This window comes from gamma proteobacterium symbiont of Lampromicra miyakona (genome assembly GCF_059730895.1).
Window position 1 is genome coordinate 688,624 of record NZ_AP035933.1, and the last position, 11,242, is coordinate 699,865.

Sequence of the window (11,242 nt, forward strand, 5' to 3'; positions counted from 1 at the left end):
CTCCTTACCACGCACCGGACAGCAGTGCGCCCGCGCCCGGCACCACCGGCTCCAGCTCCAGCGCCTTCAGCAGAGCGTAGGTAGTGGCAATGGCGGCCGTAATTACCGGCTTGCCGGTCTGCGCCTCTACTTTTGCCACCGCCGGCAGCGATGGCATCTGCACGCAGGCCGACAGCACCACCACATCAACATCCGTCAGCGTCATGTCCGCCACGATGCCAGGTAAATTGGCCGGGTCGTGGCGGGCGACGGCGAGGTTATCGGCAATTTCCAGCGCGCGCCACTGCTTTACCTCAATCCCTTCGCGCTGGATGTAATCCACCACCAGCTCGGTCAGCGGCTTCATGTAGGGCGCTACCAGCGCGATCTTCTTCGCGCCTATAATATGCAGCGCATCGACCAGCGCGCCGGCACTGGTGATCACCGGTGCCAGCGCCTCGTTGTCGCGCGTGACCTGCGTCAGGCGCTGCTGCGACTGGCGATGATAGCCCGGGCCCATCGCCATGATCGCCACCAGACAGGCATAGCCGAGCACGTCAACGCGCGCGTCGGACAGCTCCAGCGCACAGCGGTCGGACTCTTTATCCATCGCCGCCAGTTCATCTTTATTGACATGCTTCATGCGCATACGGCTGGAGTGGAAGGTAAACCGCTCCGGGCGAATCAGCTGGCGCGCCTGCAGCATGGCGGGAATTTCGGTTTCCATGGTGATGTTGGAACTCGGCACAATCTGGCCGATACGATACGAACGCGTCATGGCTGCGTCTCCGGAGTCAGTGAGGGGCCAAGGAAGGTGCCAAAGGCGTTGAAGAAACCGTGAAAATCATCCCACGGGATCATGTGACCAGCGCCGGCTACCCGGCTGATCTCAATGGTCGGCAGCAGCTCGCGGATTTCGGCTTCATCTTCCGCCTGAATGACGCCGCCCTTGCCTGCCACCATCAGCAGGGTTTTTGCCGGCAGCTGAGGGAAATATTGGTGGATATCGAGCTGGTGAAAATCGTCGTAGGCGCGACGGATGGCTGGCGTATAGCAGGTGTGCAGCCACTCGGCGCGCAGCTGGCGCTGGTCATCGCTCCAGGCCGGGCAGTATTGCTTCATGGCTTCAGCATCCATGCCGCGCTGCGCGTCGCGAATGGAATCTTCATACCACGGCCACTGTCCAGGATAGAGACGCCGGCCCGGTCCGGAAACCGGCGGATCGATCAGCGACAGCGACAGCACGCCGGCTGGCTGTTTCACCGCCGCACGCATGATGAAGCGCGCGCCCATCGAATGGCCAACCAGGTGATAGCGCGTCAGCCCCAGCGCATCCGCGAAGGCGTTGATGTCATCGGCGCAGCTCTCCATGCCGTAATCCAGTCCTTCACCGCTGCTGGAGAGCCCGCGACCGCGCACGTCCAGTACCCAGGTATCAAAATGCTGCGCAAAAACTTCCGCTACAAAACCCCAGGTGATCGCCGGGCTGGTGATACCCGGTACGAGGATCAGCGCGGGCCCGCTGCCGCCGTAGCGCAGATAGTGCTGGCGAATGCCGTTGGCCTGTACCTGACCGCCGTGCATAAAACGGCTCATGAGGTCACCTCGCTTTTCAGCGGCGCGGCAAACACGTCGTAGCCGTACACCCAGGCCGGATCTTCCTGGGTGCGCAGGAAAGTATTGGCGTTAGAGACGGCCTGCACGCGCGACGCACGTTCTTTGCGGTTGGCTTCATACAGGCGGAATGCGGTGCGATAATCATCAAGACCGGTTTCCGTCAGGCAGCGCGACAGCATGGCGGCATCTTCGATGGCCATCGCAGCGCCCTGCGCCATGTGCGGTTTCATCGGATGGCAGGCATCACCCAGCAGCACAATGCGCCCTTCGCTCCATACCGGCAATGGCTGACGGTTGAGCAGCGGCCATTTGGTGACCGATTCGCTGCACTCGATCAGCGCCTGTACCACCGGATGGTAGTGACCAAAGGTTTCCAGCATCTCCTGCTGACTACTTTCAACGAAGCTGCCTTTGATATCCCACGCCGGGTGCGGCACACCGGAGACGTAATAATATTCGTCGCGCGCTTTGGTGGTGTAATAGACCATCAGATGACGATCTTCAGACCACCACTTGACGCAATCTTCAAAGCTGAGGTTGTATTTGCGCAGTTGTTCGCCGCGGATCAGCGCACGGTGCGCCACCCAGCCGCTGTAAGTGGGCGCTTCCACCCCCAGCAGATGTTCACGCAGCTTTGAGTTAATGCCATCCGCGCCAATCACGATATCCGCGCGCGCTTCGCTGCCGTCCTGAAAACGCAGCACCACATCGCTGCCGCTGTCCTCGACGCTGCTCAGGCACTTGCCGAACTGGACGCTGCCCGGCTGCAGACTGGTCATCTGCATGGCCTGCAAATCGCCCCGGTGCACCGTGACATAAGCCGCACCGTACTCTTTGCGCGCATAAGCGCCCAGCGGAATACGTGACAAATACTCCCCGGTCTCACCCTCGCGGCTGAACCAGAAATCGGGATGCGAAGCCAGATCCTCCAGCTGCTGTTCGATACCCATGCGGCGAAACACCTTGAGCACGTTCGGCCCCATGTGGATGCCGGCACCCAGACGGGAGAAAGCCGGGCTTTGTTCGTAGACCGTGACATGAAATCCCGCTTTCTGTAACAGCGAGCCGGCGGCAAGCCCGCCCAGCCCGGCGCCGATTACCGCGATGCGTTTCATATTGCTCATATTTTCCTCTCACACTGACGCTGATTTGAAGGTATGCACACGGATAAACGATCAAACCCGACGCTGAATTTATAGTGCATACACTTTAATTATTGAGGTTATGACACTGTTAAAAGCAACCGTATTTACAGTGAAAACTCGATAACATGATGTTAATCACAGCCTGATGATAAGGTTAAATAGGCTTTTCTTATGTCAAAAAGAAATGCTTGCACTGTTCTTCGCAACACGTCTATAACAAACACATAAAGCGTGTTCGCTATAAATAGCTGAAGTTTTGCGCAGCAAATTGTCTGACATCTAACCCTGAGAGGAAACCGCTATGGCAGTAAATCAGAGCCAGTTAGGCCAGATGTTCGAGCAGGTTTTACGGCTGTCGAAAGTCGACGCCAGCCAGAGTGTCGCCATCCTGAAAAGTCACTATTCCGATGCACGCACCGTGCAGGCCGCCACTGATGCTGCACTACGATTGGGCGCGAAGGTGTACTGCATTGAGCTGCCGGCCTTCAATCACCCGACGGCAATGGGTAACGACATGACCGCCTACTGTGGTGATACCGCGCTTACCGGCAACATTGCCGCACAGCGCGCGCTGGAAGCGGCGGACCTGATCGTCGATACCATGATGCTGCTGCATTCGCCGGAGCAGGAGCAAATCCTGAAAACCGGGACGCGAATTTTGCTGGCGGTTGAGCCGCCGGAAGTATTGGCACGAATGTTGCCCACTGAAGAGGACAAGTCGCGCGTGCTGGCCGCGGCGGCAGTGCTGGAAAAAGCGCGCATGATGACGGTGAAGTCGCCGGCCGGCAGTGATTTTCGCGCCCCGCTCGGCCAGTACCCCACGGTAACGGAATATGGCTACGCGGATGAGCCGGGCCGCTGGGATCACTGGCCGAGCGGCTTCCTGTTCACCTGGCCGAATGAAGATCAGGCTGAAGGCGTGCTGGTGCTGGACGTCGGTGACATCCTGCTGCCGTTTAAATCTTACGCGCGTGAACGCATCACGCTGGAGATCGAGAAAGGTTTTGTCACCCGCATTCACGGTGGCTTTGAAGCCGAGTATCTGCGCGATTACATGCGCTACTTCAACGATCCGGAAGTGTACGGTATTTCCCACATCGGCTGGGGGCTGCAGCCGCGCGCGCAGTGGACAGCGATGGGATTACACGACAAAAACGACGGCATGTGTATGGACGCGCGCGCCTTTTACGGCAACTTCCTGTTTTCGACCGGACCGAACACCGAAGTGGGCGGTAAGCGCAAAACGCCGTGCCATATGGACATTGCTCTGCGCCGCTGCGACATCAAAGTGGACGATTTGCTGGTGGTGGCGGAAGGTGAAGTGGTGGCACCGGAGGCCTCACGCGCGCGTTAATCGTGCGCAGGGAACGGCTGTCAGCGCAGTGACAATGCATTACACTGCCTGACAGTTTCCGGGAAAAAGGATAAAGGCATGTCGCACCAGCAGGATCCGCGCGCAGACCAGCGCTATGACTATACCGAGCAGGTTGGCCATCTGTTGCGCAAGGTGTATCAACGCCATGCGGCGATTTTTCAGCAACACGTCGGTGATTCACAGATCACTGCCGTGCAATTTATTACCCTCTGTGCGCTGCGCGATCGCGGTCCGAGCGCACAGAACGATTTAGTGCGTTATACCGCCGTCGATCAGGCCACCATTCGCGGTGTGGTTGAGCGTCTTAAGGCGCGCAATCTGGTCAGTCTGGGTCCCGATCCCACCGACAAACGCAAAGTGATTGTCATGCTGACCGATGCAGGCCACCGCCTGATTGACAGCACGACAGACAACGCGATGCGCATCACCGAAATGACTTACGGGCAGCTGAATCCGGCCGAACGGGTCGCGCTGATTTATCTGCTGAAGAAAATGCTGGACGATACGAGCCAGCCCTAACCCGGGGCGCTTAGCCGCCTCGCTAAGGCGGTTAATAATGAAAATGCTGGCACATCAGACTGCCACACCGGTTTCACCTGCATCCACGTGCCATTACGCCCTTGAGGTGAACGGCGCGACTCACTCCATCAGCAGCTATCGCGATACCTCGCTGCTGCTGGTGCTGCGTAATCAACTCCAGCTTAACGGACCCAAATATGGCTGCGGCCTGGGTGAATGCGGTGCCTGCACCGTGCTGATCGATGGCGTTGCCGCGCGCGCCTGCGTCATCCCGGCGTATGGCGTGCGTCAGCGCGCTATCACCACGCTGGAAGGCCTGGGCAACCGCGACGCACTGCACCCGGTGCAGCAGGCGTTTATTGAGGCGCAGGCCGCACAATGCGGTTACTGCCTTAACGGCATGATCATGACCACCGCCGCGCTGCTGCGCGCTCAGCCCTGCCCTGATGACCGGCAGATACGTGCGGCGCTAAGCGGTAATCTGTGCCGCTGTGGCACCCATCAGGAGATCCTGTGCGCGGTGAAGCGCGCCATTACCTTATGCCTGCAGCAGGCGGAGGCGGCATCATGAGTGCGGCTAACGTCCCCACGCAGCAGCAGTTGCTGGCAGCCAGCGACATCCTGTTGATTGTCGATGAGATTCAGCCACCGCCAGGGCTGGTACCCAAAGGCCAGACGCCGACGCTGAAAGCCAAAGAGCGCGCACTGTTTCTGGCTATTGACGGTTCCGGCAGCGTCTGGGCCTTCAATGGCCATGTCGATCTCGGTACCGGGGTGAAAACCGCGCTGACGCAAATCGTCGCCGAAGAGCTCAATCTGCGCATGGATCAGGTGCAAATGGTGCTGGGCGATACGCTGCGCGTACCCAACCAGGGCGCCACCATCGCCAGCGCCACGTTGCAAATTTCTGCCGTACCGCTGCGTAAAGCGGCTGCAACGGCGCGCCAGTGGCTGTTACAGCAGGCCGCCGCGCGCTGGCAGCTGCCGGTGGAGAGCATCACGCTGGACAGCGGTTTCCTGCAGCACCCCGGCGGTGAGCACCTGTCATTTGCCGAACTGGTGCAGCAGCAGCGCAGCATCGTGCCGATTGATCATCAGGTAACACTCAAACCCGCCAGTGAATATCGCTTAGTTGGTACCAGCTCGGCGCGGGTGGATATTCCCGCCAAAGCCACCGGTGAACTGACATGGGTGCATGACCTGCGCGTGCCCGGTATGCTGCACGGCCGGGTCATTCGTCCACCGTATGCGGGCTATGACACCGGCAGCTTTGTCGGTACCTCATTGCTCAGCATTGACGAAAGCTCGATCGCGCATCTTGAAGGCATCGTGAAAGTGGTGCAGATCGCGGATTTTGTCGGCGTGGTGGCCGAGCGCGAGGAGCAGGCCATCGCCGCGATGGACGCGTTACAGGTGCGCTGGAAGCCGTGGGAACACAGCCTGCCAGACCTGCGCGATATTGAACAGGCTATTCGTGATAATCCCCGCACCTCGCGCGTGGTGCATGACAGCGGTGAAGTGGATGCCGCGCTGGCGAATGTCGCGCAGCGTTTTACCCGCAGCTATGTCTGGCCCTATCAGCTGCATGCGTCGATTGGCCCTTCCTGTGCGGTAGCCGACTATCAGCCTGATTCGCTGCAGGTGTGGAGCGGCACGCAGAATCCGCACCTGCTGCGCGCCGATCTGGCATGGCTGCTGGAGAGGTCGGAAGAGACCATTGAAGTGAACCGCATGGAAGCCGCCGGTTGCTACGGTCGCAACTGCGCCGATGACGTGGCCGCCGATGCGGCGCTGCTATCACGCGCAGTAGGCCAGCCGGTACGGGTACAGCTGACGCGCGCCCAGGAACACGTGTGGGAACCGAAAGGCACTGCACAGCTGATGGAGGTGGACGGCGGGCTGGACGCGCAGGGCAATCCGCAGGTGTATGATTTCACTACGTCTTATCCGTCCAACGGCGCACCCACCCTCGCGCTGCTGCTGACCGGCCGCGTCGATCCGGTGGCGCTGGCGTATGAAATGGGCGATCGCACCTCCATTCCACCTTACGATTTTCCCCATCTGCGCGTCACCATTGAGGACATGGCGCCGATTGTGCGCGCCTCGTGGATGCGCGGCGTTTCGGCCCTGCCCAACACCTTTGCCCATGAATCCTATATGGATGAGCTGGCCCACGCGGCAGGCGTCGATCCGGTGGAGTACCGGCTGCGCTACATTCAGGACGATCGCGCCGCCGAGCTAATGCGCGCCACCGCTGCGCGCGCAGACTGGACGCCGCGCACCGCCATTCAGCAGACCGCCAGCGAACCCGGCATTTTGCGCGGACGCGGTTTTGCCTACGCACGCTATATTCACAGCAAATTTCCCGGCTTCGGCGCCGCCTGGGCTGCCTGGGTCGCGGATGTCGCGATTGATAAGCAGAGCGGCGAGATCGCCGTTACGCGCATCACCGTAGGCCATGATGCTGGCATGATGATCAACCCGGAAGGGGTAAAGCATCAAATTCACGGCAATGTCATTCAGTCCACCAGCCGGGTGCTCAAAGAACAGGTGACGATTGAAAGCAACCTGATCGCCAGCCAGGAATGGGGCAGCTACCCGATCCTGACGTTTCCGGAAGTGCCGGATATCGACGTGATGATGGTGCCGCGCCCGCACGAACCGCCGCTGGGTGCGGGGGAGTCCGCGTCGGTGCCCAGCGCCGCGGCCATCGCTAACGCGGTGTTTGATGCCACCGGTATCCGTTTTCGCGAATTGCCCATTACTGCTGACAAACTGCGTCAGGCGCTGAACGGCCCCGATCCACAGCCGGAGCCGCAGCTGGCCGCACCGGCCCAAACCGTCCGCCGCCGCAGCCGAAAATGGGCGCTGGGTGGCGTAACAGGATTGCTCGGCCTCGCCGCTGGCGTGGCGATTAACGCGCTGCCGTGGCGCGCACCGATTGCGCCCGTGACACCCCCGGCCGCCGGAAGCTGGTCGGCAGAGATGCTTGAACGTGGCCGTCAGGTGGCCGCCGCCAGTGACTGCGCGGTATGCCATACCACGGAAGGCGGCGCGACCAATGCCGGCGGCCTGAAGATGGAGACACCGTTTGGCACGCTGTACACCACCAACATCACGCCGGATAAACAGACCGGCATCGGCAGCTGGTCATTTAACGCCTTCGATCGCGCCATGCGCCAGGGCATCAGCCGCGACGGTCATCATCTCTATCCGGCGTTTCCTTACACCAGCTTTCGCCAGCTGAGCGAAGGCGATATGCAGGCGCTGTACGCCTGGCTGATGTCGCAGCCGGCGGTACATCAGGCACCGCCAGAGAACCAGATGCGCTTTCCCTATAACCTGCGCTTCCTGATGGCAGGCTGGAACGCGCTCTACCTCGGGCGCGGCGAATACCAGCCTGACCCCCGCAAAAGCGCCGAATGGAATCGCGGTGCCTATCTGGTGAACGGAGCCGGACACTGCGGTGCCTGCCACTCGCCGCGTAATCTGCTGGGCGCGGAAAAACGCGGGGACAATTTCCTTGCCGGTGGCTGGGTGGACGGCTGGGAAGCGCCCGCTCTCAATCAGCTGAATAAAGCCCCGCAGCCGTGGACCGCGCAGTCGCTGTATAACTACCTGCGCAGTGGTTACGATGCGCAGCACGGCGTTGCCGCCGGACCGATGGCACCGGTAGTAAGCCATCTCGCCACCCTGCCGGAAGCCGATGTGCGCGCCATGGCCAGTTATCTGGCGGATATCAATGGTCAGGCAGCGCGCCCTGTCGCTGCGCCGGCGGCAAAACCGGCATGGAACACTGCCGCAGGGGAACGGCTGTTTAAAGGCGCCTGTCAGGCCTGCCACAGCGCCAGCGAGGGCGGACCGCAGTTGTTTGGCGTCAGCCCATCGATGGCCAACAGCAGCAGCATAACCAGCGCGACGGCGGATAATCTGTTACAGGTGGTGCTGCACGGTATCGACAAACCGGCAACCGATGCGCTCGGTTATATGCCCGGCTTTGCCGCCAGTTTGTCGGATAGGCAGGTTGCGGATATTGCTGCCTGGCTGCGCCAGCGCTACGCGCCTGATGAACCGGCGTGGCAAGATCTGACTGAAAAGGTGGCGCAGGTACGCGCTAATCCCGGCAGCCACTGACCCAGTCAGGGGTGCTGCCGGTCAGCGGCTTGCATCGGATCGCGGCAGATCCGCGTCGCGGATCGTGCCCTGATGGGCCGGCAGAGTGATGAGAATGGCCGGGTCGAGCAGCGCGCGGGCACCGCTGTCGCCCTGCAGTTGAGCGAGCGCCGCGCCATAGTGCGCGGCAAATCCCACCGGGTGGCCCGGCTGGTTTTGCCAGCTGAGCCGCACCTGCGGCGCACCGTTGCGCAGCGCCTGCGCCACGCATTGATGATCCTCCGCCCTCACCCACGCCATATCACCCGGTACGATCAGCCAGCCATGCCAGTGGGCGGTGGCCCGCACGCCAGCGGCAATGCTTTCACCGCTACCGGCGCTGGCAATAGTGCAGGTCGCGACGCCGCACTGCTGTGCCAGCTGTTGAATAGCGCGATCTTCCGGCCGGATAATAAGGAGAAGCGGCAAACCGCTGCGCTGCGCCTGCTGCAGCGTCAGCTTCAGCAGCGGCTGAGGCACGCCATTATCGTCAGGATACGGTGCCAGCAGTTTATGCCCGGTACCGCCGGCCTGACGAAAGCGGCTGCCGAGACCGGCAGCAAGGATGAGAATGCCTGGCGTCTGCATACAAGGATTGCTTCCGGAAGTTGGGGCGCACAGTATGGCGCGCCCCGGCCGGGTTAGCGACGGTTTTTCCACACCGTCTGGATGTTACAGAACTCGTGGACGCCGAAGCTGGAGAGTTCGCGGCCATAACCACTCTTCTTCACGCCACCGATAGCGACGCGCGGATCTGAGGCGCCGTTGCCGTTGATAAACACCGCGCCGGTTTCCAGCTGCTCTGCCAGTTCCTGCGCCAGCGCTTCATTGCCGCTCCACACGGTAGCGCTCAGGCCAAACTCGCTGTCATTCGCCAGCTGCAGTGCATGTTGCGCATCGCGCGCGACGGTGATCGCCGCCACCGGCCCAAAGATCTCCTGACGAAAAGCGGTCATTGCAGGCGTGACGTCGGCAAGAATGGTTGGCGCATAATAGTTGCCGACGCCCTCGATCTTGTAGCCGCCCAGCACCAGACGTGCACCCTGCTGCAGGGTTTCCTGCACCTGATGATCGAGTTCATCGCGCAGATCGTAGCGTGCCATCGGACCGATATAAGTCTCTTCCTGCAGCGGATCGCCCACTCTCAGTGCCTGCACGGCTGCGCTGAAACGCGCCTCAAACGCCTCTGCGATGCTCTCTTCAATGATGAAGCGTTTGGCTGCCATACACACCTGCCCGCTGTTCTGGTAGCGCCCTGTGACCGCTGAGGCCACTGCCGCATCCAGATCGGCATCCGCCAGCACGATAAAAGGATCGGCGCCGCCTAACTCCAGCACGGTTTTTTTCAGTACCGCACCGGCCTGAGCGGCGATAGCCCCACCCGCACGCACGCTTCCGGTTACGGCGATAGCCGCGACGCGCGGATCTTTAATGGCTGCAGAAACACCGTCGTTATCAACGTTGATTACATTGAATGCGCCGCGCGGCAAATCGGTTGCGGCAAACAGCTCCTGCATCAGCAAGGCGCAGCCCATGACGCTCGGAGCGTGTTTCAGCAGGTAAGTGTTGCCCGCCAGCAGCATGCTGACCGCGCCGCGCAGTACCTGCCAGTAAGGAAAATTCCACGGCATCACCGCCAGGATCACACCGAGTGGACGAAACGATTGCCAGGCCTGCTGGTTTTCCACCAGCGTGGGCTGATCGGCCAGCATTGACGGTCCGTGTTCAGCATACCAGTCACACAGGCTGGCGCATTTCAGGACTTCGGCACGCGCCTGCGCAATTGGTTTACCCATTTCCAGCGTAGCGAGCGTAGCCAGTTGCTCCTGACGCTGGCGCAGCTGCTTACCCAGCTGACGCAGTACCTTCACGCGCTGTGCCATCTCTGTGTTACGCCACTGCGCAAAGGCGCTGGCGCTTTGCTGTAAAGCCGTTTCCAGCTCTGCTGCACTCTGCAGGGGATAAGTGGCAATGATTTCGCCGCTGGTGGGATTACGTGAAATAACGTGATCAGTCATAGGATGCCTTCGTCAGATAATCGGGTTGATCAGAGTGGGATCTACCTTACGCCAGCCATCAGGTGATGAAAAATGAATAGATGAGAGCAAGTTGTTCACCTGAAATGAATTGAGAGGCAGCGCAGGTCGGAAGATTTTCACTTTCCACCTTCACAGCGTGATTTAAAGACGTAAGCGAATATTCTGCAGGTTACGCTTATCCGCATCAGCCGCCTCAACGGGTTATCCACTTATACAGTGATTAGATCTTAAAGAAAGATCATAAAGAGATCTAAAAGAGATCCTAAGAGATCCCCGATCGCGGCAGGCCGCACCCGACAAGGGCTGAGAAGGTGATCGTGTTCACTATAATCAGTAAAGTATCCACTATAGTCAGTACTTTATTCACTATAGACAGTAGAATGTTCACTATAAACAGTGTTAATGTTCACTGTAAT

9 protein-coding genes are annotated in these 11,242 nt (G+C 60.1%); 4 read left to right on the forward strand and 5 right to left on the reverse strand.

The genetic code is table 11. The features are described 5' to 3' along the window. Positions 1–4 precede the first annotated feature (4 nt). The 3 genes from AC6I8P_RS22785 to AC6I8P_RS22795 are packed head-to-tail and all read right to left on the reverse strand — an operon-like array spanning position 5 to position 2,720. Positions 5–757, reverse strand: a complete 753-nt coding sequence (locus AC6I8P_RS22785; protein ID WP_498031262.1) for a maleate cis-trans isomerase family protein — start codon at positions 755–757, stop codon at positions 5–7. After that, entirely contained in the window at positions 754–1,575 is an 822-nt protein-coding gene (locus AC6I8P_RS22790; protein ID WP_021508810.1) for an alpha/beta fold hydrolase, read from the reverse strand. Before AC6I8P_RS22790 ends, AC6I8P_RS22785 begins: the two co-directional genes overlap by 4 nt. Then, complete coding sequence (locus tag AC6I8P_RS22795; RefSeq protein WP_481658287.1) at positions 1,572–2,720, reverse strand: FAD-dependent monooxygenase; 1,149 nt, start codon at positions 2,718–2,720, stop codon at positions 1,572–1,574. Before AC6I8P_RS22795 ends, AC6I8P_RS22790 begins: the two co-directional genes overlap by 4 nt. A 322-nt stretch (positions 2,721–3,042) precedes the next feature. Between AC6I8P_RS22795 and AC6I8P_RS22800 the strand changes: the two genes are divergently transcribed. The 4 genes from AC6I8P_RS22800 to AC6I8P_RS22815 all read left to right on the forward strand — a co-directional run bounded on the left by AC6I8P_RS22800 (position 3,043) and on the right by AC6I8P_RS22815 (position 8,769). Next, on the forward strand, positions 3,043–4,095 hold the full coding sequence (locus tag AC6I8P_RS22800) for a 2,5-dihydroxypyridine 5,6-dioxygenase (RefSeq protein ID WP_136546994.1): 1,053 nt from the start codon (positions 3,043–3,045) through the stop codon (positions 4,093–4,095). A gap of 78 nt (positions 4,096–4,173) precedes the next feature. Beyond that, positions 4,174–4,635, forward strand: coding sequence for a MarR family winged helix-turn-helix transcriptional regulator (locus AC6I8P_RS22805; protein WP_481658288.1), 462 nt, complete (start codon positions 4,174–4,176; stop codon positions 4,633–4,635). A 43-nt stretch (positions 4,636–4,678) separates the two neighbouring features. After that, on the forward strand, positions 4,679–5,206 hold the full coding sequence (locus AC6I8P_RS22810) for a (2Fe-2S)-binding protein (RefSeq protein ID WP_058770561.1): 528 nt from the start codon (positions 4,679–4,681) through the stop codon (positions 5,204–5,206). After that, positions 5,200–8,769 (forward strand): molybdopterin cofactor-binding domain-containing protein, encoded by a 3,570-nt coding sequence (locus tag AC6I8P_RS22815; RefSeq protein ID WP_498031358.1) that lies wholly within the window; start codon positions 5,200–5,202, stop codon positions 8,767–8,769. The genes AC6I8P_RS22810 and AC6I8P_RS22815 overlap by 7 nt, the downstream gene beginning before the upstream one ends. Positions 8,770–8,790: 21 nt before the next feature. Here AC6I8P_RS22815 and AC6I8P_RS22820 read toward each other — a convergent pair whose 3' ends face one another. Next, complete coding sequence (locus tag AC6I8P_RS22820) at positions 8,791–9,375, reverse strand: nucleotidyltransferase family protein (protein WP_021508804.1); 585 nt, start codon at positions 9,373–9,375, stop codon at positions 8,791–8,793. 53 nt (positions 9,376–9,428) lie between these two features. Further along, positions 9,429–10,805 carry an aldehyde dehydrogenase family protein gene (locus AC6I8P_RS22825; RefSeq protein ID WP_481658290.1) on the reverse strand — a complete coding sequence of 459 codons (1,377 nt, stop codon included), beginning with the start codon at positions 10,803–10,805 and terminating at the stop codon, positions 9,429–9,431. Positions 10,806–11,242 lie beyond the last annotated feature (437 nt).